21 protein-coding genes are annotated in these 26,270 nt (G+C 70.2%); 7 read left to right on the forward strand and 14 right to left on the reverse strand.

All coding sequences use genetic code 11. The annotated features are described in order from the left end of the window. Positions 1–7: 7 nt before the first annotated feature. Positions 8–1,177, reverse strand: coding sequence for a PilZ domain-containing protein (locus NR810_RS11155; RefSeq protein WP_257451170.1), 1,170 nt, complete (start codon positions 1,175–1,177; stop codon positions 8–10). Positions 1,178–1,668: 491 nt separating this feature from the next. Here NR810_RS11155 and cutA point away from each other — a divergent pair, with 491 nt between their 5' ends. The 3 genes from cutA to NR810_RS11170 all read left to right on the forward strand — a co-directional run bounded on the left by cutA (position 1,669) and on the right by NR810_RS11170 (position 5,222). Beyond that, positions 1,669–2,016 carry a divalent-cation tolerance protein CutA gene (gene cutA, locus NR810_RS11160; RefSeq protein WP_257451172.1) on the forward strand — a complete coding sequence of 116 codons (348 nt, stop codon included), beginning with the start codon at positions 1,669–1,671 and terminating at the stop codon, positions 2,014–2,016. A gap of 114 nt (positions 2,017–2,130) precedes the next feature. Next, positions 2,131–4,134: a S9 family peptidase gene (locus NR810_RS11165; RefSeq protein WP_257451174.1), complete on the forward strand. Its 2,004-nt coding sequence runs from the start codon at positions 2,131–2,133 to the stop codon at positions 4,132–4,134. A gap of 110 nt (positions 4,135–4,244) precedes the next feature. Beyond that, complete coding sequence (locus NR810_RS11170; protein WP_257451184.1) at positions 4,245–5,222, forward strand: TerC/Alx family metal homeostasis membrane protein; 978 nt, start codon at positions 4,245–4,247, stop codon at positions 5,220–5,222. Positions 5,223–5,381: 159 nt separating this feature from the next. Here NR810_RS11170 and NR810_RS11175 read toward each other — a convergent pair whose 3' ends face one another. The 5 genes from NR810_RS11175 to NR810_RS11195 all read right to left on the reverse strand — a co-directional run bounded on the left by NR810_RS11175 (position 5,382) and on the right by NR810_RS11195 (position 11,271). Continuing rightward, positions 5,382–8,039 (reverse strand): ATP-dependent Clp protease ATP-binding subunit, encoded by a 2,658-nt coding sequence (locus tag NR810_RS11175; protein WP_257451186.1) that lies wholly within the window; start codon positions 8,037–8,039, stop codon positions 5,382–5,384. Between the two features lie 161 nt (positions 8,040–8,200). Then, positions 8,201–8,710: a tetratricopeptide repeat protein gene (locus tag NR810_RS11180; RefSeq protein ID WP_257451188.1), complete on the reverse strand. Its 510-nt coding sequence runs from the start codon at positions 8,708–8,710 to the stop codon at positions 8,201–8,203. A 16-nt stretch (positions 8,711–8,726) separates the two neighbouring features. Further along, the gene (locus tag NR810_RS11185) at positions 8,727–9,758 is read right to left on the reverse strand and encodes a DUF1521 domain-containing protein (protein WP_257451190.1); all 1,032 of its coding nucleotides are present in this window, start codon (positions 9,756–9,758) and stop codon (positions 8,727–8,729) included. A gap of 246 nt (positions 9,759–10,004) precedes the next feature. Continuing rightward, a complete protein-coding gene (locus tag NR810_RS11190; RefSeq protein ID WP_257451192.1) occupies positions 10,005–10,904 on the reverse strand; it encodes a hypothetical protein in 900 nt (299 codons plus the stop codon). After that, a complete protein-coding gene (locus NR810_RS11195; protein ID WP_257451194.1) occupies positions 10,885–11,271 on the reverse strand; it encodes a response regulator in 387 nt (128 codons plus the stop codon). Before NR810_RS11195 ends, NR810_RS11190 begins: the two co-directional genes overlap by 20 nt. A gap of 189 nt (positions 11,272–11,460) precedes the next feature. Here NR810_RS11195 and NR810_RS11200 point away from each other — a divergent pair, with 189 nt between their 5' ends. The 3 genes from NR810_RS11200 (at position 11,461) to NR810_RS11210 (ending at position 13,775) form a co-directional block, all read left to right on the forward strand. Then, positions 11,461–11,910, forward strand: a complete 450-nt coding sequence (locus tag NR810_RS11200; protein WP_257451196.1) for a Fur family transcriptional regulator — start codon at positions 11,461–11,463, stop codon at positions 11,908–11,910. Between the two features lie 153 nt (positions 11,911–12,063). After that, on the forward strand, positions 12,064–12,603 hold the full coding sequence (locus NR810_RS11205; protein WP_257451198.1) for a hypothetical protein: 540 nt from the start codon (positions 12,064–12,066) through the stop codon (positions 12,601–12,603). A gap of 260 nt (positions 12,604–12,863) precedes the next feature. Further along, positions 12,864–13,775 carry a metallophosphoesterase gene (locus NR810_RS11210; protein WP_257451200.1) on the forward strand — a complete coding sequence of 304 codons (912 nt, stop codon included), beginning with the start codon at positions 12,864–12,866 and terminating at the stop codon, positions 13,773–13,775. Positions 13,776–13,841: 66 nt separating this feature from the next. Here the strand turns inward: NR810_RS11210 and NR810_RS11215 are convergent, their stop codons facing one another. The 4 genes from NR810_RS11215 to NR810_RS11230 all read right to left on the reverse strand — a co-directional run bounded on the left by NR810_RS11215 (position 13,842) and on the right by NR810_RS11230 (position 19,954). Continuing rightward, positions 13,842–14,294, reverse strand: a complete 453-nt coding sequence (locus NR810_RS11215; protein ID WP_257451201.1) for a DoxX family protein — start codon at positions 14,292–14,294, stop codon at positions 13,842–13,844. Positions 14,295–14,483: 189 nt separating this feature from the next. Further along, positions 14,484–16,394: a sensor histidine kinase gene (locus tag NR810_RS11220; RefSeq protein ID WP_257451203.1), complete on the reverse strand. Its 1,911-nt coding sequence runs from the start codon at positions 16,392–16,394 to the stop codon at positions 14,484–14,486. A gap of 166 nt (positions 16,395–16,560) precedes the next feature. Beyond that, complete coding sequence (locus tag NR810_RS11225; protein WP_257451205.1) at positions 16,561–19,458, reverse strand: TonB family protein; 2,898 nt, start codon at positions 19,456–19,458, stop codon at positions 16,561–16,563. 115 nt (positions 19,459–19,573) lie between these two features. Next, positions 19,574–19,954 carry a helix-turn-helix domain-containing protein gene (locus tag NR810_RS11230; protein WP_204224594.1) on the reverse strand — a complete coding sequence of 127 codons (381 nt, stop codon included), beginning with the start codon at positions 19,952–19,954 and terminating at the stop codon, positions 19,574–19,576. A 455-nt stretch (positions 19,955–20,409) separates the two neighbouring features. Here NR810_RS11230 and NR810_RS11235 point away from each other — a divergent pair, with 455 nt between their 5' ends. After that, complete coding sequence (locus NR810_RS11235) at positions 20,410–20,781, forward strand: response regulator (protein WP_257451208.1); 372 nt, start codon at positions 20,410–20,412, stop codon at positions 20,779–20,781. Here the strand turns inward: NR810_RS11235 and NR810_RS11240 are convergent. The 4 genes from NR810_RS11240 to NR810_RS11255 all read right to left on the reverse strand — a co-directional run bounded on the left by NR810_RS11240 (position 20,778) and on the right by NR810_RS11255 (position 26,267). Beyond that, positions 20,778–21,053: a hypothetical protein gene (locus NR810_RS11240; protein ID WP_257451210.1), complete on the reverse strand. Its 276-nt coding sequence runs from the start codon at positions 21,051–21,053 to the stop codon at positions 20,778–20,780. The two genes, NR810_RS11235 and NR810_RS11240, sit on opposite strands and share 4 nt — an antisense overlap. Positions 21,054–21,160: 107 nt before the next feature. Continuing rightward, positions 21,161–23,989, reverse strand: coding sequence for a bpX6 domain-containing protein (locus NR810_RS11245; protein ID WP_257451212.1), 2,829 nt, complete (start codon positions 23,987–23,989; stop codon positions 21,161–21,163). Continuing rightward, positions 23,986–25,827 carry a hypothetical protein gene (locus tag NR810_RS11250; RefSeq protein WP_257451214.1) on the reverse strand — a complete coding sequence of 614 codons (1,842 nt, stop codon included), beginning with the start codon at positions 25,825–25,827 and terminating at the stop codon, positions 23,986–23,988. The genes NR810_RS11245 and NR810_RS11250 overlap by 4 nt, the downstream gene beginning before the upstream one ends. Further along, on the reverse strand, positions 25,824–26,267 hold the full coding sequence (locus tag NR810_RS11255; protein ID WP_257451217.1) for a bpX5 domain-containing protein: 444 nt from the start codon (positions 26,265–26,267) through the stop codon (positions 25,824–25,826). The genes NR810_RS11250 and NR810_RS11255 overlap by 4 nt, the downstream gene beginning before the upstream one ends. Positions 26,268–26,270 lie beyond the last annotated feature (3 nt).

A 26,270-nucleotide genomic window follows, 5' to 3' on the forward strand; every position in this document is an offset into this window, starting at 1 on the left:
CGGGGATTCAGGAGCCGCTGCTGAAGCGGATGAGCTCGCGCAGCTGCATCAGCCGCCGGGGGCTCATGCCCAGGAACTGGATGCCCATGCCGAGCGGGTACGAGGCGATGCGGCGGGGCGCGTAGGGGTTGGACCAGGCGACGAGCCCGGGCCCCTCGAGCACCTCGCGGGTGGTGGGCAGGTGGATGCGCAGCTCCAGCGCGGAGCCGCAGCGGGCGGGCACCAGGGTACGCACGAAGAGGGCGCCAGGGCTGAGCGCGCTGGAGTAGCAGGAGCTCCACGAGTAGCCGCCCACCTCACGGAACTCCACGGGGCAGACGAAGGGCACGCGCTCGTCCACCAGGAGCGCCACCATGTTGCGCTGAAGCAGGCCGTTGATGCGGGCCAGCAGGTGGCGGGGTGCCAGGGTGCGCGCGCTCATCCACACCTGCCCGAACGACTGCACGTCCGTGACGTCGGCGTCCGTCACCACCACGGTGGGCACGCGGCCCAGGTGCGAGTCGGTGCGCAGGTGTTCCACGCGCAGCATCTCCTCGGCCGAGGTGACGGCGGTGCGCACGAGCAGCAGGTGGATGGGCTCGGAGTGCTCGGCGGCCAGGGCCACGGCGCGCTCGCGGGTGGGAGCGTAGAGCAGGTGGTGGCCACACGCCTCCAGGTGAGGGCCCAGTCCGTCGGGCGCGTCCGGCGCCTCGCCCACCAGCAGCACGGTGCGAGGGGTGCGCCGCTCCATCAACCGGGGCGCGGCCCACGGCGTCTTGTCGCGCAGCACGTCCAGCCGGGCCTGCAGCTCGTTGATGCGCACGGGGCCGAGCACGCAGTCCTCCGCGCCGCCGCGCACGCACGACTCCAGCAGCTCCGCGGGCGTGTTCTCCCCCACGACGACCAGGATGGGCACGTCCCCGTGGAGCGGGTGGCTGCGCAGCACCCCGCAGCCGGGCCCTTCGTCTTGCGGCAGCACGCGCCAGTCCACCAACACCATCAGCGGCCGGAACCGGCCCAGCTCGACGCGGGCCGCGAGCAGGCTGTCCACCGACACCACCTCGCAGCCCACCGTGCGCAGCAGGGGGGTGAGGGACAGCCGCAGCTCCTTGACGGCATCGACGAGCAACACCCTGCGGGAAAGCGCCGCGGAGGCTCCCGGCGAATGGGACAACACGTGCGAGGCAAGTGACGACATATCCGGTTTCCCCCCATGACACCGCGAGACAGTCTTCAACATGGCCCCCCCCGCCTCACGGGTCCGCTCATTCCCTATCAGCGCCGGGAATCGAGGATGACCGCGTGAAAAACTCATGAAAGGAAATACGAGAAATTGAGCTTGCTTGCCTCCTGACCCAGGGGTCTGAAGCCCGGCACATGGAGGTTAACGGACACTCGCCCCCCACTTCAGGGTTTCCCTCCTGGTATCCCGTGGAAGAACAGGGGCTTGCCGTGTTCTTGACTGGACACGTGAACGCCCCCCCATGCGGTCGGACCTTGACCTACCAGGAGAGTGTTGTCCCGTTGTCCACAGTCTTTGAAAGACATGTTCAAACCAGCCAGAACATTCCATGGCGCGCGCTGGGAATGATCTGTCCCCAACAAAAACTCTCACCTCGTGAGACACATACTATGTATGGGTTCATCCGCCTCTTTCACGACCCATCGTGGGCGGGTATGTGTGGACCCATGACCGAAACGCTCACCGATGCCATGATCGTCCTCGTGACAGCGCCCACGGCCGACAAGGCCGCGGAGCTGGCCCGCACGCTGGTGGAGGAGGGGTTGGCGGCGTGTGGCAACGTGGTGCCCGGCCTGCGCTCCATCTACCGATGGGAGGGGAAGGTGCATGACGAGCCGGAGGCGCTGCTCATCCTCAAGTCGCGTGCGCCGCTCTTCGAGGCGCTGCGGGAGCGGGTGGTGGCGCTGCACCCCTACGAATGCCCGGAGGTGCTGCGGCTGGGCGTGGAGGAGGGGCACGCGCCGTACCTGCAATGGATTCGGGACAACGTACGCGCCCCTGGCGGAGGTGCGTGAAATCCGACACTTGCCACCAGAAGGGAACGCGCGCGCGCGCCCCGGGACGTCGTCCCGGCGTGCTAGACACGGAGCCACTCCCTTCACGCGCTCCACCCAAGGAAAGGCCTGCTCATGACGATCGCGAGTCGAGAGGCTCCCTACGGTTCCTGGAAGTCCCCCATCACCGCCGAGTTGATCGCCACCCAATCGCTCGAGCTGAGCGAGGTGGCCGTCGATGGCGACGACGTGTACTGGCTGGAGGCCCGTCCGGGCGAGCGGGGGCGGCGCACCATCGTGCGGCACACCGCGGACGGGGCGCTCTCGGACATCCTCCCCGGGGTGGGTGACACGAAGGGTGCCTACAGCGCGCGCAGCCTGGTGTACGGCCACGGTGGCGGCGCCTTCGCGGTGTCCGAGGGGCTGGTGGTCTTCGTCAACCACGCGCCGGGTGGGCCGCACCCGGATCAGCGGCTGTACCGGGTGAACCCGGGCCGCACGCCGGTGCCCCTCACGCCGGACACGGGCGGCCGGCACCGCTTCGGGGACCTCGTCATCGACCGTACGCGCAACCGCGTGCTGTGCGTGCGCGAGGACTGGCGCAACCTGAAGGACGGCCAGCCGCGCATCTCGCTGGTGGCGGTGGAGCTGGATGGGCAGCGGCAGACGGTGCTGGCCGAGGGCCGCGACTTCTACTCCTCGCCCACCCTGAGCCCCAACGGCCGGCGGCTGGCGTGGCTCGCGTGGGACTACCCCTGCATGCCGTGGGACGGCTGCGAGCTGTGGGTGGCGGACGTGGACGAGGACGGCGGGCTGCGCAACCCGAGGCTGGTGGCCGGCAGCACCACGGAGTCCATCTTCCAGCCCGAGTGGTCGCCGCAGGGCGAGCTGTACTTCGTGAGCGACCGCAACAACTGGTGGAACCTCTACCGGTTGCAGGGCCGCAACGTGGTGCCGGTGCTGGAGCGCAAGGCGGAGTTCGGCACGGCGCAGTGGAACCTGGGGATGTCCACGTACGCCTTCGTGTCGCCGCGGCACGTGGTGTGCGCCTTCAACGAGCAGGGCCAGTGGAAGCTGGGGCGGCTGGACGTGGTGCTCGGCCAGTTCGCCGAGCTGGGCACGCCGTACACGGATGTGCGGCAGGTGCGCGCGGGCTACGCGACGGCGTACTTCGTGGGCGGTGGACCGGAGCACCCGTCGGCGGTGGTGCGGTTGGACATGGAATCCGGCCGGCCGCAGGTGCTGAAGACCTCCACCCGGGTGCCGGAGGAGCTGACGCGCTACATCTCACGCTGCGAGCCGCTGCACTACCCCACCACGGAGCTGGGCGAGGCCCATGCGTGGTACTACCCGCCCGCCAACCCGGACTTCACGGCGCCCGCGGGGGAGAAGCCGCCGCTGCTCATCTTCAACCACGCGGGTCCCACCTCGGCGACCTCGACGCGGCTGGACTGGGTGGTGCAGTACTTCACCAGCCGCGGCTTCGCGGTGGTGGACGTCAACTACCGGGGCAGCACCGGCTACGGCCGCGAGTACCGCCTGTCGCTGTATGGCAACTGGGGCGTGATGGACGTGGATGACTGCGCCAACGCCGCGCTGCGGCTGGTGCAGGAGGGCAAGGTGGACGCGAAGCGCCTGGCGGCCCGGGGCGCTGGGGCGGCCGGCTACACCCCGCTGTCACTGCTGGCGTTCCGCGACATCCTGCGCTGCGGTGTCTTCGACTCGGGCATCTCCAACCTGGAGACGCTGGTGGAGCAGTCGGAGAAGCTCGAGGCCCATTATATGGACCAGGTGCTCGGGCCCCTGCCGGAGTCGAAGCAGTTGCTGCAGGACCGCTCGCCCTACTTCCACATCGACAACATCAAGCGCAGCCCGGTTCTCTTCATCCACGGCCGACAGGACCCCTCGCCGGTGGCGCGGCAGACGGAGGAGATGGCGAAGCGGCTGCGCGCCAATGGAGTGCCGGTGGCGACGCTCGCCCTGGACGGAGCGGGACAGGGCGCACGCACCGGGGCGGACATCCAGAAGGTGCTGGCGGGCGAGCTGGCCTTCTACGCGAAGGTGATGGGCTTGAGCCTTGCGGAGCCGGTGGAGCCGCCCGCCCTCGAGCCGGCCCCCGCCGAGCCCGCGCGCCACTGAGCGCCGGGAGAGCTCCGGCGAGGGAGCGGACGAGCCGATGACACTCCGGGTGCCCAGGTTGTTGCCTGGGCCCTGGATTGGCAGCTTCCCTACATGGTGGGAGCGAGCCAATGAATCCGACCCCCGTATCGCCATGGGAGTGGGGCCTCTTCGGAGTGCTCGTGGTGGCGATGATCCTCGTCGACCAGCTGGCCCACCATACGAAGCACGGGGAGTCGAAGAAGGCGGCTTATGCCTGGAGCGTGGCGTGGATCTGCGTGGGTCTGGCCTTCGGGGTATTCGTCTGGATGAGGCACGGGGTCACCGCCGCGCACGAGTACCTGGGCGCCTACCTCATCGAGAAGAGCCTCAGCCTGGACAACCTCTTCGTCTTCCTCGTCATCTTCGCGAGCCTGCGGATCCCCGAGGACAAGCAGCGAGGAGTGCTCTTCTGGGGCATCTTCGGAGCGCTGGTGTTCCGGGCGATATTCATCCTGCTGGGACTGGAGGCCATCGAGCACTGGCACTGGGTGGTCTACATCTTCGGCGGCATCCTGCTCGTCGCGGCCTGGCGCGTGGCACGCAAGCATCCCGGCGAGGAGTCGGACAACAAGCTGGTCTTGTGGCTGGAGAAGCGCCTGCCGGTGACGACGGAGTTCAAGGGCACGAGCTTCTTCAAGCACGTGGGCGGCAGGTGGCAGGCGACGCCCCTGCTCATCGCGCTGATCGCCATCGAGTTATCGGACGTGGCCTTCGCCATCGACTCGGTGCCGGCGGCGCTGTCGGTGAGCCGCAATCTGTTCGTGGTCTACACGTCGAACGTGTTCGCCATCCTCGGGCTGCGAGCGCTCTACATCGCGCTGGCGAAGACGGTGCACGAGCTGCGCTACCTGCACTGGGGGCTCGCGGTGGTGCTCGCGTTCGCCGGGTTGAAGATGATCCTCGCCGAGTGGCTCGAGGTGCCGCCGCTGCTCTCGGTGGGAATCATCGTGGTGTGCATCGGTCTGTCGGTATGGGCGAGTCTGCACGCACGCAAGCGGGAGGCGAGGAGGGCGGCCTTGCGGGACGATCGGTCTCGAGGAGGCCGGAGAGAAGAAGTCCACGCGTGAGCTCCTCCCTGGGGATGTGAACCCGAGTCCACGACATACCCTCACCCCGTCCCTCTCCCAGGGGGAGAGGGTCCAACCTGGTTCCACACCGTGGATGTCCCCTCTCCCTCTGGGAGAGGGCTAGGGTGAGGGTCTTCCCTCCTCGTCCATCAGCATCCCTCAGTGCATCAAGGTCCCCTGTCCGGCGGTCCGTCCCTCCACGAGGAAGGAGAACTTCCCGTCCGCGAAATCCACCCGGATGCGCTCGCCCTCGCGCAGCCCTCCGCGCAGCAGCATCCGGCTCAGCTCCGTCTCCAACTCACGCTGGATGACCCGGCGCAGCGGGCGGGCGCCGAACTTCGGATCGAACCCACGCCGCGCGAGCTCGTCCTTCGCCGCGTCACTGACCTCCAGGGTGACGTTCTGCCCGTGCAGCTTGCGCCGGGTGGAGTCCAGCATCGAGTCCACGATCCGTGTGAGCTGCTCGCGGTCGAGCGCGTGGAAGACGATGACTTCATCGATGCGGTTGAGGAACTCGGGGCGGAAGTGGCCGCGAAGCGCCTCCAGAACGGTCGAGGCCATGCGCTCGCTCTCCGCGTCCGCGCCGCCGTTGGGTGACCGCCGGAAGCCGAGGGCGCCCTTCTGGAGACCGAGCTGCTCGGCCCCCAGATTGGAGGTCATGATGATGACGGTGTTCTTGAAGTCCACGGTGCGCCCGCGCGAGTCGGTGAGCCGCCCGTCGTCGAGGATCTGCAGCAGCAGGTTGAAGACATCGGGGTGGGCCTTCTCCACCTCGTCGAAGAGCAGGACGGAGTAGGGCCGGCGCCGGACGGACTCGGTGAGTCGGCCGGCGTCCTCGTAGCCCACATAGCCGGGAGGAGCGCCGATGAGGCGGCTGGCGGTGTGCCGCTCCATGAACTCGGACATGTCGAAGCGGAGCATGGCGCGCTCATCATTGAAGAGGTACTCGGCGAGCGCGCGAGCCGTCTCCGTCTTCCCCACGCCCGTGGGCCCCAGGAAGATGAACGAGCCGATGGGCCGGTGGGGGTCCTTCAGTCCCGCGCGGGCCCGGCGCACCGCCTCCGAGATGGCGCGCAGGGCCTCCTCCTGACCCACCACGCGCTGGCGCAGGGACTGCTCCATCTCCAGCAGCCGCTGCGACTCCTCCTGCTGGAGCTTCTTCGCCGGAATGCCCGTCCACTCGCTCACCACGGTGGCGATGGCCTCGGGGGTGACGATGGGCTCGGAGACGCCCTTGGCGTGCTGCCACTGGGTGCGCAGCCCGTCCAGCTCCGCGCGCAGCGCCTCCAATTCCCCCTTGAGCCGCGAGGCCTCCTGATAGCGCTCGGCGGCCACCGCGGCCTCCTTGTCCTTCTCCTTCTGGGCCAGCCGCTCCTCCAGGTCCTTCATGCGGCCCGGCTCGGTGCGAGCCCCCAGCCGCACCATGGCCGCCGCCTCGTCGAGCAGATCAATGGCCTTGTCCGGCAGGAAGCGGTCGCTGATGTACTTGTCGGACAGCTCCACGGCGGCGGTGAGCGTGGCGTCGGTGATCTTCACCCGGTGGTGCGCCTCGTAGGAGTCGCGCAGCCCCCGCAGGATCTCCATGGCCTGCTCGGGGGTGGGCTCGGCCACCATCACCGGCTGGAAGCGGCGCTCCAGGGCGGAGTCCTTCTCGATGTGCTTGCGGTGCTCGTCGAGCGTGGTGGCGCCGAGGCACTGGAGCTCACCGCGAGACAGGACGGGCTTGAGCATGTTGGCGGCATCCATGGAGCCTTCGCCCGCGCCAGCGCCCACGAGGGTGTGCACCTCGTCGATGAAGAGGATGACCTTGCCCGCGAGGGCGCGGATCTCCTCCATCAAGCCCTTGAAGCGCTCCTCGAACTCGCCGCGGAACTTCGAGCCGCCGATGACACTCGCGAGGTCCAGCGCGAGCACCTTCTTGTCCTTGAGCATCTCCGGCACGTCGCCCGAGACGATCCGCTGGGCCAGCCCCTCGGCGATGGCCGTCTTGCCCACGCCCGGCTCGCCGATGAGCTCCGGGTTGTTCTTCGTCTTGCGGCTGAGGATGCGGATGACGCGGTCGATTTCCCTCTCGCGGCCGATGATGGGATCCAGCTCACCCGCCTTCGCCAGCGCGGTGAGGTCTCGCGTGTAGCGCGTGAGAAGCGGAGGGAGACGATCCGCGCCCCGGCCCCCCTGGGTGGAGGCCGCCGTACCGGGAGCACCACTTCCAGGCAGATGCTGCCGCAGCTCGTCCGGATCGATGTCTGAGAGGAATTGGGCGGCGAAGCTCTCGCCCTCGGCCATGATGGCGAGCAGCAGGTGCTCGGGGCCGATGAAGGTCTGCCCCAGCTGCGCCGCCTGGAGCCGCGAGAGCTGCAACACGCGCTTCATGCCCGAGGACAGCCCCACGCCCGAGGCGCGGCGGGGCTCGCGGCGCTCCATCACCTGCGCCAGCCGGGCCTCGTACTCCTCCACGTCCGTGCCCTCTTCCTCGAGCGCCGCGCGGATCTCCGGGACCTTCTGGCTCAGCGCCAGCAGCAGGTGTTCGATGCGGATGCGGTCGTAACCCCACTCCAGCGTCAGCCGCGCCGCGTGCTCCAGCACCTGCTGCGCCGTCTCCGAGAGCTGCGCGAGGATGTTCTCCCGCCTCGCGCGGGGGCCCGTCAGCTGCGCGAACAGGCCCTCCAGGGAGCCGAAGGCCCCTGTACGGGAGTCCATGCCCATGGCGCTCGCGCAGTGATTGCACAGGCCGAGGCTCCGCTCGGGACCGTCGGCCATGCGCTGCTTGAGGAACACCACGGCGGGCCGCGCCTGGCAGTTCTCACACACCATCATCCGTCCCTCCCATGGGCCTCCTGTGGAAGGTAGGAACGTACCCCGCCGGGCACCACGGAAGAGGAACAACGGGCAACCGGGCAGCCGGGCGCACAAAACGAAACCGGCGCCCCCAGGGAGGGAGCGCCGGCCGGTGAATCACGAAGGGTGGAGCACCGCGACTACTTCTGCGCGGCCTTCTGCTGCGCGTCCACCTTCTCCTTCAGCCCCAGCAGCATCGCGCGAGCGCGCACGGCCGAGGGACGCTTCGCCTGCGGATCCGCCTCCACGGCGGCCTTGAGGTCGTTGAGCGCCTCGAGGATCTTGCTCTGCCGCAGGTACATCTCCCCGCGTCCCGCCAGCGCGTCCACGTTGCCCCGGTTGTACGTCAGGGCCTGCGTGTAGGCCTGGACGGCCTCCTCGTACTCTTCCTTGGCGGCGTGCACGGTCGCCAGGTGGCAGTGGAAGACGCTGTCGTACGGCGAAGCCGCGACGAGCCCCTTGTAGATGACCATCGCCGCATCGAGCTTGCCAGACTGCAACATCTGGTAGCCCACGTTGGCAATCGCATACAGGGTGTTGGGGGTGAGTCCCACGAACTCACCCGCCGTCATCTCACCACGGATCAGCCGCTCGGCCATCTGCGGCGGAACGTTGACCTGCTTCCCGTTGATGCTGTTGCTCGTCTGCATCGAGGCTCCCGGGAGATTAGATCCCGAACGGCATCATCCGGCGGTTGAGGGACTGGGTCAAGTTGAACAGGTCCCCGAGCTGGTTGAACATCTTGCCGATGTCCTTGAACGTGTTGCCGATGCCCGTGTTGTAGTCCTGGCGGTTCCAGCAGTTACGGCCCTGGGGGAACTGGTTCATGAAGGGCGGCACGAACGGGGGCGAGCCCTTCGTCGGCTGCTTGAACATGTCCTCGATCTGCTTGAAGAGCTGATCGACGATCTGGTTCGCCCACTGCTCGGGACCACCGAACTTCGTGGTGGTGTCCACCAGCGGCTTCATGTCCTTGCCCAGCTTGAAGGAGTCGCCACCGTTGTTGCTGCCGGTGATCTCCTTGCCCTGGAAGGTCCAGTCGTCGCCGTCGCCGCCCATCACGAAGGCGTCCTTGCCGCCGAAGCTGTTGACGTGCGCGAAGCCGTCCTGGGTGATGTCACCCACCTTGCCCTTGCCCTTGGCGATGTCGGAGACCTGCACGCGGTCGTTGCCGTTGATGATCTCCAGGCCGCTCGTCACGGTCATGCCGTTGCCGTAGGGCTGGGTGGCGCAGTTGATGCGGGTGCCGTCCGGCAGCACGAAGGTGGAGTCGCGCTTGAAGTCCCACTTGCCACCGTCACCCTCGTCCACGTGCGGATCGCCCCAGATGCGGGTCGTCTTGCCGTCGGGGTTGGTGATCTTCCACTCGAACTGGCTGGTGGCCTGGATCTTATAGCCGCCCGGGGTGGTGATGGTGCCGTCCGAGCCCTTCTGGAGGCCACCGGAGGCGTGCCCGGAGTCGGCCGGGTTGGGCGGCGAGCAGTGCGGCGTCTGACCACCGAGGATGGAGCCGAGCTGGCCGCCGAGCTGGTTGAACGCCTGCTCGAAGGCGCTCAGCACCGCCTGGCCGACCACCGCGGTCACCGTGGCCTGGACCATCTGGGCCACGTTCTTCTCGATGGGCTTCGACAGCCCCAGGTTGTCCAACGCCTTGAACGCGGGGAAATTCGCGCCACCCCCCAGACCATTGACCGACATGGCACTGCCTCCGTTTGTTTACGTTTGACGCGCTCTCGCGAGACGCACTTTTGATCTCCAAGCGCCCCCACCCCTCTGTGGGAACCCCAGAGCACTGAGTTCGTGATGATTCTCGGAACCAGACCCGCGGAAGTTTCGCTGGATTTCTTTGGAACTTCTAGAGACCGCCCCACGGCCCCGTCTCTCGAAAAGTGAGAGAGCCAACTTCCAGGGACAGTGGAATTTCGCACCCCTTCTGGAGGTGGCTCAGCGCCGTCGCCGCTCGAGCTCGCGCGCGAGGTCCTCCTCCAGGTGCCGGAGCACGGTCTCGGCGTCGAAGGACTCGTCACCCTCGCGCCACACCACCAGGGGATCGGCGATCCCCAGACGTTGGGCGAGGGAGCGCAGCCGCTGCACGGCGCGCTCCATGGTGTCCGTGGTGGAGGCACACTCGGGGTTGCGCCGCTTGAGCAGGGCGATGCTCAGCTCCAGCGTCTGCAAGGGGGTGTTGGTGGCGTCGCGCACCGCGAGGAAGAGCCGGGCCAGCCGCTCCAGCGCCTCGGCCTCGGCACGCGCCTCGCGCAGCTTCAGCTCGATGCCGAAGCTGCGCACCCGGTAGGCCAGCACGGCCAGCGCCACGCCACCGTAGATGAGGGTGACCCAGGGCTCCCAGGGAGAGCGCACCCCCGGGTGCGCGCCGAGCCCCAGCGCGTACCAGAGCACACCCGCCTCCAGGGCGAAGGCGCCGATCAACACGCCGCCCAGCCACAGGCTCGTGGGCGCCAGCACACCGAGCACCAACATCACCAGCCGGTGGCCCGTCATGGGCACCCAGACGAGCCCCGTGCCGGCCATGGCGTGCTCGGCCAGGGCGAAGAGCGGGAGGAAGGGCAGCACCGCGCCCGCGAAGCAGGCCTCGACCGCCCGCGAGGACAGCCGGTGGCGGCGCGAGAGCAACAGCCCCAGCAGCAGCAGCGCCCAGAGCACGTGCAGCACACGCAGCACCGGCAGGAGCCCGCCCTGGAACACCTCGTGGTCGATGAAGACGTAGGCCAGCTCCGTCAGGGCGATCAGCACGCAGCCGACGACGGTGCCTCGCCAGGCCCGGGCGTGCAGCTCCTCCTCCACCACCCCGAGCGCGCTCGACCTAGGCCGTGCCGGTCCCATGGGAAGCGCTCCCCACCAGCTCCAGGAGGACCTTCGATTCGATGGGCTTGGACAACACCTGGACGTGTGTCAGCTCCAGGGCCTCGCGCACCAGCGGATGCGAGCGGGCATGCCCGGTGAGGAAGACCGTCCTGCCGGAGAACCCGTTGTCCTTCAGCCAACGGTACGCATCCAGCCCACTGGGCACTCCGGCGCCGAGGTTGATATCGAGCAGGGCCAGCGTGCACCCGAGCGCCTCGGCGCTCTCGAGCTTCAGCTCCGCCAGGGACCTGGCGCTCACGCACCCGTCCGCGCCGGACAGCGACAGCAGCTCGCACAGGATGGCGCGCAGGTCGTCATCGTCCTCCAGTACGAGTACCCGAAGCATCCGCGCTCCACCGTCTGCAACGTGATTGCATTTGACTCCGGGTTGAGCCAATTTCGTACCCCGCGTTCCACCGGGCCTTCTCCCGTGGTGACAGGAGCCGCCACGCCGCCTCCCAGAATGCCAGACAGTCCAGCAGCAATCGAGCAAGTCAGGTGCAACTTTCCCAGAGTTGGGTTATTCGAGATGACGATGGCCGCCAGGAAGAACGCCCCCCAGCCCAAGCTCGCCGACTATCAGGAGCGCCTCCGCACCGCGGGGCTGCGCAGCACCTCTCCCCGGGTGGCGGTACTCCGGGAGCTGGAGTCCGCCACCGCGCCGCTGAGCCACGCCGACCTCGTGGAGTCGCTGGGCGACGAGGGCTATGACCGTGTCACCATCTACCGCAACCTCACCGACCTGACCGAGGCCGGCCTGGTGGTGCGCGCGGACCTGGGGGACCACGTCTGGCGCTTCGAGCTCAAGCGTGAGGAGAAGTCGCACCAGGGCACGCACCCGCACTTCACCTGCACCGACTGCGGCACGGTGACGTGCCTGCCCTCGGAGGCCGTCCGCATCTCCACCGCCAAGGGAGCACCCAAGGCAGTGGCCGCCCGCTCGGTGGACATCCAGCTGCGCGGACTGTGTGACCACTGCACCTAGAGCGTCCCCTCGTCCCCGTCCAGCCCCGCTCCCCCCGCCCGCCTGCTCCGCGGCCGGAGCCTCGTGCCCTGGCACCGTGGGGTTGGCTCCAGCCCCTCCGGGTACCACCGTTTTGCGGCGGTATCCGACATGGACAACCAAGGAGGGGTCGTCATGAAGAAGCTACTGGCCGCACTGGCCTTCACCCTGGGCACCGCCGCCTTCGCGCAGGCGGACACCCAGCAGAACACCCAGGCCCAGCAGGAGCAGAAGAGCAACGAGGGCCGCAAGCTCAGCACCGGCATCGAGGCCACCGAGGTCCTCCCGGGCACCAGCGGCGCCCAGGCCAACAAGGGCACCCAGGAGCTCACCCAGGATCAGCAGAAGGCCTTGATGAACAAGGCACATGCCTTCAACGTCAACGGGACCCTCAAGGACGCGGAGAGGGACGAGGTCACCCTGTCGCGCCAGAACCTGAACCTGCCGGACGTGGAGCTGGACGTGAGGGACCAGACCCAGGTGATGCTGGACGGCAAGAAGGTCGCCGTGGGTGACATCCCCGAGGGAGCCCAGGTGCGCGCCCGCTTCCAGATGCACGGCGACAACGCGGTCGCCCTGGAGCTCAACGCCACCAGCCCCAAGGGCGTCAAGAAGGGCGCCAAGATGGACAAGGGCACGACCCAGCCGGCGCCCATGCCCACCGAGAACCAGTAGGCCGTCCACGACGGACGCGGAGCGGGCCCGTTTCCCTCACCGGGGAGCGGGCTCTTCTCTTTCCGCAGACCCGCCCGTCCCTCCTCCAGACCGCCGGAACCCCTGGAAAAAACCCGGAATTTTTCGAGGATTCCCATCATTTTACCTTCCGCCCGCTGACACCGGCTGGTGAGCGGACGGGCTGGCGGTGAGTGCCGCCCTCGTCTCATGTGGCCGGTGTCCTTTACAATTCGAGCCGTCCGACAGACGGAAGGAACCGCATGCGCCTGAGACTTGCCCGCCGCTCCGCCGCCACCCAGACCGCGAAGGCGGTCTCCGTTCACGCCCAGGGGCAGCACCGCAACCTCATGAGGCGCAACGAGCTGAGGGCCGTGAGTCCGGATCCGCTGCGGCCCGAGGCCCGCCTGCGCTGGCGCGACCACTTCACCCTGTCGGAGAACCTGCTGCACGTGCCGGGAATGCACTCGGAGCATGACGGGCTGCGCATCGCGCACCTGTCGGACATCCACGTGGGCCAGGCCACGTCCGCGGTGCGCATCCGCCGCGCGGTGGCCGAGGTGAACGCGAGCAACCCGGACCTCGTCTTCCTCACGGGCGACTACGTCACCCACAGCCCCAAGCCCCTGCCGCGCGTCATCGAGCTGCTGGCCGGCTTCACCAGCCCCGTCTTCGTGGTGCTGGGCAACCATGACCACTGGGTGGACGCCCACTACCTGCGCACCGGCTTCGAGCGCCTGGGCTACACGGTGCTGCAGAACGAGCACCGGGTGGTGCACGTGCGCGGGGCGCCGGTCACCATCCTGGGCATCGACGATGGGCGCACGGGCCGCGACGACGTGGAGGCCACCTTCCGGGGCGCTCCCGACTCCGGCACGCGCCTGGTGCTCACCCACGCGCCGCCCACCGTCGAGAAGCTGCCCCCGGACGCCAACCTGGTGCAGTTCTCCGGGCACACGCACGGCGGCCAGTTCGTGGTGCGCGGCCTCACGGAGGCCATCTTCCGCCGCGCGGGGCAGCCCTACATCCAGGGCCACTACCATGTGCGGGGCAACCAGCTCTACGTGAACATGGGACTGGGCTTCGGCTTCGGTGGGCCGTACCTGCGGCGAGGCACCTACCCGGAGGTGGCCTTCTTCACCCTGCGGCCCGTCGAGTCGGCCGTCACCCACTGAGCGCCCACCGCCGCCCTCCCTCTCCCTCTGGGAGAGGGCTGGGGTGAGGGTCTACGCCGGGCCCCCTCACGATTGAGGCTGGGGCCGCAGCCCTCCGGGCGGGCGATTCACACGCCGCTCCTCCAGGATCCTCGAGCGGGCCCGCACGCTGTAGGGCCCCGGTCCGAAGTACGCGAGCAGCAGCGCGCCACCGGCCATGGAGATGTTCTTCCAGAAGTGGATCATCTGCATCGCGGCCTGCTCGGGTGGCAGCCCCCAGAAGCGGTGCATCGTGAGCGCCGCGAGCACCAGGAAGGCGGCGATGGCCGCCGCGGCGATGCGGGCGAAGACCCCCAGCAGGATGCACACCCCGCCCACGACCAGCACCACGCCCGAGCCGTAGATGGCCAGCGCCGGGAGCGGCAGACCCGCGCTCCGCGCGTAGCCGATCATGGTCTCGGCGTTGGTGAAGTGGTTGAAGCCGCTGAAGATGAAGATGGCCGAGAAGAGCAGCCGGCCGATGGGAGCCAGGGCATCCATGACGTCCTCCCTTCCCCCGGGCGGAGGGTGGCGCCCGGGGAGGCGAGGGGCTCCGGGCCATTGGCCTGAAGTCCCAGGTGAAGGTAGGCCCCGCGCCAGGGGCCGGCACCCGGCCAGGGCCCGTGAGGCTCCTGGGCTCCCGGGTGGGAAGACCCTCACCCCAGCCCTCTCCCAGAGGGAGAGGGAGCGTCAGGCGATGTGCGCCTCGATCGGACGCGTTCCCCTCTGGGACTGGCGTGCGTCCCGGGGCAGGCGGACCGTGAACGTCGTCCCCTCCTCCTGCGTGGAGCGCACCCGCACCTCGCCCCCGTGCGCCTCCACCAGCTCCCTCACGATGAACAGACCCAGCCCCAGTCCATTGCTCCTCCGCCCCGTTCCCACCTGACGGAAGGGGTCGAACAGCGTGGCCAGCTGGTGGCTGGGAATCGGCGTCCCCGCGTTGGAGATCTCCAGCACCTGAGTGTCCGTCTCCTCCCAGCACCGCACGTGGATGGGTCCCTCGCTCGCGCCGTGCTCCAGCGCGTTGCCCACCAGGTTGCTCACCACCTGCGCCAGCCGATCCGGATCCCACACCCCCTCGCCCTCCCCCCGCGCCTCGAAGACGAGCTCCCTCCCCGGGTGCGCCACCGTCAGCTCCTCCATCACCTGCTGGCACAACGTGGGCAGGCGCGTGGGCGCCAGGTTCAGCGGAATCCCTCCCGACAGCCGCGCCCGCGTCAGGTCGAGGATGTCGGCGATCATCTTCCCCATGCGCTCCGCGCTCGCCTCGATGCGCTGCGCCAGTTGCTGCTGGGCCGGCGGCAACGGACCGCGCCGCCGCAGCGCCCGCGCCGACAGCGAGATGGCGTTGAGCGGGTTGCGCAGGTCATGTCCGAGAATGCCGATGAAGCGCTCGCGGAACCGCGCCTCCTCCTGCATCCGCTCCACCGCCCGCTTGCGCTCGGTGATGTCCATCATCGAGCCGATCATCCGCACCGCGCCCCCCTTGCCACCCCGGGCCACCAGCCCCCGGTCCAACACGTGCACGTAGGTGCCGTCCTTGCGCCGGAAGCGGTACTCGGCCGTCCACGACTCCCCGCCCGACTCCACCGTGTGTCTCAACCCCTCCACCACCAGCTTCCGGTCATCGGGGTGGACCTGCTCCTCCCACCAGGAGATGCCGCCCATCTCCTCCGGGAGGTAGCCCAGGACGGCGTGGCACGCCTCGCCCCAATGCAGGTGGTCGCCGGCGGTGTTCCAGTCCCAGAGCACGTCGTTGGTGGCCCAGGACGCCAGGCGGTAGCGCTCCTCGGCCTCGCGCAGCGCCGCCTGCGCCTGCTCACGCTCGGTGCAATCCAACACCACGCCCAGCATCCGCGTGGTCCGGCCACGCTCGTGGAACGTCTGCCCCACCGCCTCGTAGCAGCGCACCGTGCCGTCCGCCCACTGCCCGCGGAACTGGAAGGTGTAGGGCCCCTCCGCGCGCATCCCCTGCAGGAGCGCCTCGGCCACCCGCTTGCGCTCGTCCGGGTGCACGCAGCTCAGGAAGCTCTCCGGCGTGCCCCGCGGCACTCCCTCCGGTTGCCCGAAGAAGGCCGACGCGTTGGGAGACCAGGTCAGGGTGCGCGGCCCCGCCGACCACTCCCACGTCACCATCCGCGCCGTCTCCAGCGCCAGCCGCAGGTGCTCCTCGCGCGCCCGCACCGCCTGCTGCCGCTCCAGCTCCTCCCGGAACGCGCGCCGCTCCACCCGGGCCTCGGTGATGTCGATGAGCCACAGGGCGAAGCCCTCCCCGTGCTTCACCGCCTTCGCCTGGAACCAGCGCTCCTCCAGGCCCGTCCCCAGGTGCGCCTCGAAGGAGAGGGTCGTGCCCGCCTCCACCACCTGGCGCAGGGCGTCCCACTCCGGCAGGCCCTCCACCACACCGCCCCACGAGGACAGCGCGCGGCCCAGGCCCAGCCCGTTCACGAGCGCCTCGGCCGCCGGATTGAGGGCCGTCCACTGGAAGTCGCGCGGCGCTCCCGCGCCTTCTCGGACGGGCTCGAAGAGCACGCACGGAATGGGCGACTCGACATGAAGCCTCCATGCGAGCTCGGGCCCTGGAACCCACGATGAAGCCATGCCATCCCCCCGCGCACCTCGACCCCCGGACGAGACGAGAAGCCGGGGGATGCAGATGCGACACGGAGTATGCCACGGCCCGCCAGTTGCCAGCCATGACCCCCGGACCCATGCCCCGGGGAACGACACGAGTGCCCGATTCCAGACCGGCGCCAGCCTGGCCCGTTCAGTACCTCGCCTTGAGCCCGACGATGGGCAGCGCGATGGGCAGACCCGTGGGCTTCTTCTGCAGCGACAGGCCGTAGCCACCCACGTAGTCGAAGGCGACCACCTCCTGGCTGAGGGTCACGTTGAGCATGTCCAGGTAGGCCTCGAGCGAGAAGGTGTCGTAGACCCAGGCCTTGGACACCCGCAGGTCGAAGCGGAGGAAGGGCGGCAGCCGGTCCACCTTGTCCTGGTCCACCCGCACCCACCGGGGCATGCCATCGACGCCCGTGCCCTCCACCTGCGTGCGGCTGGTGAGGTTGCCCGACTCCGGACGCCCGGAGTTGAAGTGCAGCACCCCGCCCAGGGTGATGTTGTTGGCGAACTTGTAGTTGAGCACCAGGTTGGCCACGTGCGTCTGGTCGAAGACGTAGGGCAGGTCCGCCTCGGCCCGGCCCACCGGCTGGTCGTGCGCGTCGTAGCGGATGAAGCTCACGCGCCGCGTGCTGCGCTGCAGCGAGTAGGACAGCCAGCCGAACCAGTTGCCTCCCAGCGGGCGGCGGATGAGCAGCTCCAGTCCGTACGACAGGCCCCGGCTGCTCATGTTTCCCAGATCGATGCCCTCGAAGGGATCCGTGGGCACCTCCACCTGCATCCCCCGCACGAGGCGCCGGCCACCCGTCCCGGGCTGGGGCACCGGAGGTCTATCCCCGCCCGGCGGCTCCACGGGCGGGGGCGGCGGAACGAAGGGATCGTCCTCACTGTTGAAGGGCGTGAGCTCCACCGTGCGCAGCATCGGGTTGACGTAGCCCTCCAGGCTCACGTCGAAGCCCAGCAGGTTCTTGTACTCCACGCCCGCGGACACCTGCACCGCCTGCTGCAGCCCCTGGTCCAGCGCCGCGATGTCGATGATGGGCAGGCTGATGAGCGTGGTGGGCGCCTGGTGGTAGAGGCCCACTCCGCCCTTGAGGGTGAGCTGCTCGCTCATCTTCCGGCGCACGGCGATGCGCGGCTCCGCCACGAACGCGTTGGGGCCTCCGGACAGGTGGTAGTTGTCCAGGCGCAACCCCGGCACCACCGACCACGGCCCCGCCTCCCACTGCACCTCCGCCCACAGCCCGCTGAAGGTGGCGATCGCCAGCGGCATGTCGAGCTCCATTTCATCGAACGGGGCCTCCGGCGACGGGCGGCTGCGCTGCTGGATTTTCACCAGCGCTCGCTTGTGGTCCACGTCCAGGCCGGAGCGCAGCGAGAGGCCCTCGCCGAGCTTCCTCTGGTAGCCCAGCCGCGCGGTGGCATTGCGCTGGTCGATGTTGAAGGTGCCTCCACCACTCGAGCCGCTCTCACTCGCGATGGAGAGCCGGTCCAGCCCCACGTTGACGCCCGCCTCCAGCTCGCCACCGCCCACCGGGTGGCGATAGCGCAGGTCCACGCGGTGGAAGAGGACGGACTGCAGCGCGGTGGTGGCATCCTCATCCGTCGCCCTCACGCCGAAGGTGTCCGAGGAGCCGAAGGCGAAGAGGCGCAGCCGGCCCGGCCCCACCTTCTGCTCGACGCGGGCCTGATAGTCATAGAAGTCCAGCACCAGCTTCGAGTCATCGGAGCCGGTCACGTTGAGGGCGTTGGCCCCCAGGGCGATCAGCCACGGCGTGTACGAGATGCGGCCCGCGAGCGAGACGTTGGTGCCGGTGGACTGGAAGGGGTACTCGACGAAGAGGCCCGCGTTGATGAAGTCCGCGTAGGCGCTGCCGTGGAAGCGGTCATCGCGCGGGGTGGTGAGCTTGCCCTCCACCGCGCCGCCCATGAGGCGCCCGTACTGGGTGGGAGGGTTGCCCGCGTAGAAGTCGATGGTGTCGATGAAGTCCGGGTGGACGACGGCGGGCCCCAGGAACAGGTGGAAGAGGATGGGGACGCGGATGCCGTCCAGGAAGTAGCCGGTGGCGGCCGGCTGGCTGCCGCGCACCACCGGGTACGAGACGCCCGAGAGCATGCTGCCCACGCCCGGCATCAACATCACCACGCGGAATGGATCTCCCATGGTGCCGGGAATCTCGCGCAGCTCCGCGTCGCGCAGCGTGACGCGCGACACCTCGGTGCGCTCGCGGTCTCCCCGCACCACCGTCTCGTAGGGGTTCACCACGAGCGGCTCCAGGCCATACACCACCTCGAGCGTCTCGCCCGCGCGCACGTCCTCGTAGAAGTCGTCCGGCTTGTGGCCCGGAGCGGTGACGCGCACCCACTGCTTGCCCGGAGGCAGCCGTGCCTCGAAGCGGCCGTCCGGCCCCGTCTCCACGGCCACGTCCCGCGCGGCGAACGACACGAGCGTGGCTCCCGCCACCGGCCGACGGTTGCCCTTGGTGCGCACCAGACCACGCAACGTCACGGGCGGCTGGGCCTGCGCGGCCCCGCTGCCCGCCACCGGCTGGGGGGCCTCGAAGCGGTACTCGAAGTTGAGCCGCACCTGCACCGGCGTGCCCTCCACCTTCGCCGGGGTGAAGCGCAGGCCGGACGCGGCATGCAGCGCCGCATCGTCCAGCAGCGGATGCAGTCCCCGCACGAGCCGGGCCTCGGCCACCTCGCCCTGCTCGTCCACCAGCAGCTCCAGTTGCACCGTGCCCGCCACCGGCTGCGCGGCGAGCGCCTCGGGGTAGCGCGCCGGGGAGTCCGCCATCAGCGCGGGCGGCTCGAAGCGTGGCCCCGTCCCCGCGTCCGACGCATCCCCCGCGCCCTCCAGCGCGAAGCCCCCATCGGTGCGCTGGACGTCCACCTCCGCCTGGACCGGGCCCGCGTCGGGAGCCTCCGCCCGAGGCACCCCATCCAGGTGGGGGATGGTCGTCACCGGCTGCGCGGAGACATCGAACGCGAGCAGCCCCGCCAAAACCAGTCCGAGGGCCTGACACGGCCCCCACCATGTGCTCATGCGCTGCCGCTCGTTCGCCATGTGTACCCGCTCCGTACAGGAGACCGAGCCCATGACGCCAGCCCACCGTGTGTCACGACAAGCACGAACGGCCGCGGAGGGGCCCGCCTGCCCGCTAGCGCTTCTGCAACGCCGCGGCCACGAGGCCGATCAGCTTGAGCTGCGAGCCCTCCAGCTTGCGCAGGGTGCGCATGAGGCGGCGCAGCTCGGGGCTCTCATCGAACTCCTCGGGCGGAGCGGACTCGGCCGCCCACGTGGGCACCTCGCCGGTGTTGAGGCCCAGGAAGGTGTCCGAGGGCATGCGCAACGCGATGCACAACCGGCGCAACGACGGCACACTGGGCAACATCCGACCCCGCTCCAGCCGGCCATACACCTCGGTCGCCAGCCCCACCCGCTCCGCGACGTCCGCCTGGGTCAGCCCCGCACGCAGCCGCGCCTGACGCGCGATCTCGCCCACGTTTGCTGCCAGCTTGCCCGTCGACGGTTGTCCCATGTTGGTTCTCTGGCCCTCGCTGAGGCGACCCTCCAGGCCGCCTGCTTAGAGCCGGACAGGGACCCGCGACAGGACAGGATGGGTAGTCGGTCAAACCTGGGACCCTAAGAGTGCTCGGCTCAGAGGGAGAGAGGAGTGTCCACCCCCCTCGCTCCCCAGGCCTCCGCCCCTAGAGGTGAACCGAACCCAGGAGGTTGTCCCGCGCACCCAAGCGGACAGGTGAGGCTATGACCATTCACGTCCTGCTACCGGCATGGGACCTGGTTTTCGCCTTCCCGCGGCCGACCAGATGTCCCACGTCGAACGATCCAGGCCCAACCCCCCATAACGGGTGCGTCCGGACCGCCCGCATCGGTCCACGAGCCAACCCTGGCGCGAGGAGCCCGGAGCGTCCTTCCACCACCGCCGAGCCACCGTGCTATGGCGCCGCCGAGAAGAAGGAAGGGCCGCAGGACATGAGTGAAGGGCGACACCGCGTCCTCGTCGTGGAGGACCATGCCGACAGCCGCGAACTGCTCGCCGAGTTCCTCGAAGCGCTCGGCTACGAGGTGGACGTGGCGGGCAATGGCCTGGAGGCGCTCGAGCGGCTGCGGGGCGCGCCTCGCCCGAAGGCGGTGCTGCTGGATTTGATGATGCCGGTGATGAGCGGCTGGGAGCTGATGCGGCACGTGCGGGAAGATCCGGCCCTGTGCTCGCTGCCGGTGGTGGTGGTCTCCGGCGTGGGAGCCACCCAGCCGCTCCCCGAGGGCGTCCTCGGCGCCGTGCCCAAGCCGGTGGATCTCAACGCGCTGAGGGCCCTCATCGAACAGGCCCTGCGCGGCCCTTAGCCCGGCGCGGCCGCGGAGCCGAAGCTGTCTCCGCCGGACAGGTCGAGCATCTCCACCTGCTGCCGCGCACGGTCCAGCCGGTAGCTCACCTGGAAGCCGGAGGGCAGCCGCAGCACGCCCACCTCCATCCCATTCTGGGGCGTGGGCCGAACGCGGGAGACGACGCTCGTGAGCTTCTGGGACAACTCCAGGAGGACGCGTCCCCTCACGGTCGCGGGACAGCACGACAAGATGCGCGCCACCTGATGCGAGAGCGTGAATTGCAGGGCCATGTTCGCAAGCTGGCCATGCGCTCGGTCTCCTGCAAGGCGAGCGCCGGGGTGGAGGGCTCCGCGCCCGGGGCTTGTGTCTGCTTCCGGGCAGGTGGGGGGCGGGACCGTCAGCGAGGCACCATCCGCCGCACCACGCCTCGCGCCAGATCCACCCGGACCAGCCGGCCCGACGTGTCGAAGAGCAGCAGCGCATCCTGGAGAAAGCGCACCGAGACCGGAGTCGCGCCCTCGAAGAGGAACAGCGCGCGCACCCCACCCCGTGCCCGTTCGAGCAACCGCACGCCAATGCCCACCGGAGTGCGCTCCAGCGCCGCCACCCAGGAGCCACCCAGGAACAACGCCTCCAGTTCCATCTCGGGCAGCGTGGGCACCGGGTTCGCCCGCCCGTACGCGGAGAACCACCGCGCACCGGCGTCGGTCAGCACCACCATCGCCCCATCCATCCCCAGGGAGAGCCAGCGCACCAGCGCATCCTCCCCCAGGGGCAGCACCTGGCGGGAGCGCAGCGTGGGGTCCGGCAGTGAGTAGCTCCAGCGCTCGGGTCCCTCCGAGCCAGCGGAGGCGAAGCTCATCTCCGACGGCCCCACCGCCAGCGCCACCACCGGTCCGCCCACCCGGGACACCCGCCAGAGCGCGCGCAGGTCCGAGGCGAGCACGTCCACCGCCATCACCGTGTCCTCCACGGCGAGGAACCACAGGCCTCCGTCGTAGACCGGCGCGAAGGCGTCGACGCGCGCATCACACCAGGGCTCGGCCCGGCGCTGGACCAGGTCCAACCGGGACAGGCGCATCAGCGTCCCGCGCGGCGCGAGCGCCAGCGCCCGGTCCTCGTGCACCGAGAGCACCAGCGAGAAGGCCGGCACGTCGAAGTGCGCCACGCACCGGCCCTCCAGCGTGAGCAGGCGCGCCCCCGCCTCGCCGAGCGCCACCAATACCCTCCCTCCGGACAGGGGCACCGCGTCGTGGATGGGCCAGGGCCCTCCCTCCGCCTCGTCGAAGGCGTGCGACACCGGAGTCCCGTCCAACGGAAAACCCCTGGGTTCGGGCTGCCTCGACAACGGAGGCAGGTCCGCCCACAGCACCGGATCTGCCACCTGCTGCACGAGGTGCTCGACGCCCCGGGACTTCAAGGGCAAATGGCCCGCCACCCAGTCCCGCAGCACCGCGCGCGCCGCCGGGCGCAGGAGCGCGCGGGGCTCCTCCAGGCCCCTCTTCTGTTCCACCTCGGTGGCCAGCAGCTCCGCGAAGGTGTGGCGTGCCGCGGCGCCCTCCGCGTCTTCTCCGTCGAGCAGCACGAGCGCCTTCGCGCGGGCCGTCTCGAAGCTGTCGGGGAAGGCCAGGACCAGCCGCGCCAGCAACCGCGCTCCGGTGACGCCTCCGGTCTCCAGGCCGCGCTCCAGCCACGCCCGCGTGAGCCGCCGCGCGTCCTCCACCGGCCACACCACGTCCACCGCGCGCGCGTAGTCCCCCGCCTGCGCGAGCACCTCGCCCCAGAGCAGCCGCAGGACACGCGCCTGCTCCGGGTGCGTGCGCTCCAACCGCACCACCGCGTCCGCGAAGGCCCCCCTGCGCCGGGCGATCTCCACCGCCCGGGCCACGTCCTTCGCCAGCAACCACTGCCGCACCACCAGCCCCGGCGCCAGATGGCGCCCCTCGGCCAGCTCCGCCGCCAGCCGCCACCGCCCATGGCGCTCCAGGAAGGAGACGGCCTCCTCGTCCTCGTGCAGCAGCTCGGCGAGGACGAAGGCCGCCTCCTCGATGCGGCCCTCGCGCTCCAGCTTCCGGACGGCCTGGCGGTAGCGCTCCTTCAGCGCCGCGTACACCTCGTCGCCACCGCCGAAGACGCTGGTCGCCCCTCCTCCCGGACCCGTCTGGATGGTGAGCTGCTCACGTGGACCCGGCAGCCCGAGCGAGAGCCGGGCCCGCTCCGACAGCCCGCCCTTGTTCAACGGAATCGCGTAGCGCAGCGCCTCGTCCAGGTTGCCCTGGTCGAAGAGGTCGAAGAGGCGCCGCACGTACTCCGCCTTGCGCCGGCCCAGCAGCGAGCCCAGTGGCGTGGAGGTGGCGAGCCACCGGGTGAGCCGGGAGAAGAGTCCCGGCCCCGAGGGAGGACGTGGCCTCGGTGCCGGAGCGGATGACGCGGACCCGTTCGAGGGCGCGGTCCCGGAGCCCTGGAAGGGAAGCAAGGCCGACAGGAACGCCGCCAGCATGCGCCCCAGCAGCGAGGGCCTGGAGGCAATCTCTCCCCCCTGAGCGGGCGCCGCGCTCCCGTCCACGGTCATCGAGCCCGGCCGTTGCGTCCCACCCATCCACCAGGCCCGGAACCGGGTGAACAGCCGCGAGAAGAACCCCGGGCGGCGAACGGCGTGCACCGTGCTCGTCTCCGGTACGGCGCGGCCCGCCATCCTCGCCTTCATCTCCTCGGCCTCGGGCGCGGGAGGACCGAGCCCGAAGCTGGCGCGCGTGGGGGCGGCAACGGGCGTGGGCTCGGCCACGGGCGGCGGTGGCGCGCCCAGGCCTTCCACGTGCACCACATCCCAGCCGGACACGTCGAGCCACGCCGACACGTCCACCCGCATCGAGGGCTCGAGCGGATGCACCCGCGCCGTCCCCGCGCGCACCAGCACGGCGGACCCGGGAGGTGGCGCGAGACGCTCGCGCTCGGAGGCGGACAGGGGCGCGGAGAGGAGGACGCCGTCCTCCAGGGTGAAGGGTAGGCCCGGCACCCCGGCGCACGCCATGGAGCGCGGGGACGGGAGCCTCAACAGGAAGCCCCCGGCGAGCGCATACACGCTCACGCCCGGAGCCCACGCGGCCAGCACGCGCCGGCGCGCCTCCGCCTCGCCCAGGAGCGCGGGGTCGAACCAGAGCGCCACGCCCTCCACGGTGCCACGGTGCACATGGGCGCGAGGCCCGGACCGGCGAGCGGCGCTCATGGCGTTCCTCCTGGGGTGGAGCGGAAGACGAGGGCCTTGTACGGGAAGCTCCACACCCCCACCTCGCCGCTCTTCGTCAACCAGGCCAGCATGGGGAGCGCGTGGCTGACGGACGCGCTGACGACTGGCGCGGAAGCCACCACCAGGGTCTCGGTGGTGCCGTTCCCGGTCACCAGGGAGAAGGTGCGCTCATCCTTCGCGAGCACCACCAGCGCCGGTGTCGCCGGCGAGGGGTGGGAGCACACACCGACCACCCGCATCCCGATGGGAGGAGAGAGCTCCGTCCGCAGCACCTTGTGCGACTGCTTCTCCAACCAGGTCAGGTAGCGCAGCACGCTCCAGCCACCGGGCTGGTGGCGCACCGCGAGGGGGTCCGCCTCGTCGAAGCCGGCTTTCGTCGCGTGACCGAAAAACGCCATCCCATCCCCGGCGAACCCGAGCTCCAGCACGGAGGCGTTCGCGGGCATCCACCGCTCGAGTTGCAACATGGCCGCGGCCTGCGACCCCCCCGGACCCCGGGACACGAGGTAGAGCACGCCCTTGCGCTCGGCGAGCGCGCTCACGCCCCGGGAGACGGGGACGACCCCGAGGCCGTGCTCCCGCTGCGTGAGCCGGTGCAGCACGCCCGCCGCATCCAGCACGTACACCGTCTCGATGTTCCGGCCCTGGTGTATCTGGGTCAGGGCCAGCAGGGGAGGCTCGCCCTTGCGAGGCAGCTGGAACGACTCGTCGCCCTCGGGCAGTGGGTAACCCGTGGCGCGGCCGGTGGAGGCGTTCTTCAACGTGCCGTGCACGTGCAGGGTGCGCCCGCGCAGCGTCACGGCGAGCAGTCCACCCTTGTGGCGCCAGCCCATGGCCACCACGGACTCGTCCCGCTGGGGCTGGAAGCGCTTGGGCCTGGGCGCGGTGGCGCGCGGGGACTGGGGGATGGACTGCGCCGCAACGCCGCCATCCGCGTACGCGAACAGCAGCCGCAGCCCATCCGCGGAGAAGCGCATGGTGCTCACGGAGCCCACGTGGGTGTCCAGCACGGGCGCGGCGGCGGCGGTGACGAACGGATCCCTCAGCAACCGCACGCACTGGGGCACGGGCGGCAGGTCCAGCACCACCTGGCGCGACGCGCGCGACGCGGGCCGCACCTCCACCGCGAGCCGCCGGGCCCCGGGCGCGATGACTTCCTCCACCGCCACGCGGGACAGGCGCTCGGTGCCCGGGAGCCGCGCGAGACGCGCGCCGCCCACCAGCCACACATCATCGGGAGCACGCCCGAGTTGGAGCACCTCGCTCCACGCGGCGAGCTGCGCGTCGGTGGGCGGAGAGGCACTGCCCGCCTTCAACCACTGGCCGACGGTGGCGGCATTGACGGTGGTGAAGGGCCCGTTCTGGACGGGGGACTGGAGCACGCCCCAGGCGAAGGCCGCGCCCGCCGCCTCGGCGCGCCGGGCGAGCACCACCAGCAGCGCCAGGTGCGCGATGCGCGGCGGGCCGAACTGGTCCGGCCCCGCGTCCAGCAGGGCCACGGTGCGACGCCCGCCCTGCGGCTGGCGGAAGGCGGGCCGGAGGTAGGCCTGCTCACCGAAGGCCGCGCGGCGCACGAACTCGTCCGGGGCCTCCAGGGCCATCAACCACTCGCTCACCAGCAGCCGCTCGGGCGAACCGCGCCGGGTGAGGCCGTCATAGCCGTGGAACTCGCCGCCCTCCGTCTCGGTGCGCGCGCGCATGGGGCCGATCGCCGCGGCCAGCCGCGCCACGTGGGTACCCAGGCTGAGCGCCAGGTCCTCGGGGAAGAGGGAGAGCTGGCCCGCCCAGGGACGCAGCGACTCGGGCAACTCGCTCACGGAGTGGCCTCCTGCTTCGCCAACCACGCGCCGAGGGTCTCACGGGACACGGGACGCGCGGCGCCCACGGGCACGAGCTGTCCCGAGCGGGGAAGCACGGCGAGCGGAGTGCCCGCCCGGGCGCGGGCGACGAGCGCGCGGTCGAGCAGCGCGGGGGACACGTCCGGGGCGAGCGTGCACGGCAGCAGCAGCGAGGGCGCCGCCGCGTCGCGCCCGAGGTAGACGGCACCATCCACCCACGGGAGGGACTCCGTGTCGCCCAGCAGCACGAGCACGCCGGGCCCGGCCACGCCGCTCCACCGGGCGAGCGCCGTGTCCTCCACCGCCAGCACCCGCCGCGCGAGCGCGAGCGCCACCGGCCCCACGCCCGCAACCGCGAGCGCTTGCAGCGGCAGGGCCCGAGGGCTCCACTCCACCGGTTGTTGAATCCGAGGCTCCATGTG

It is taken from the genome of Archangium lipolyticum (genome assembly GCF_024623785.1).
Classification (GTDB): Bacteria; Myxococcota; Myxococcia; order Myxococcales; family Myxococcaceae; genus Archangium; species Archangium lipolyticum.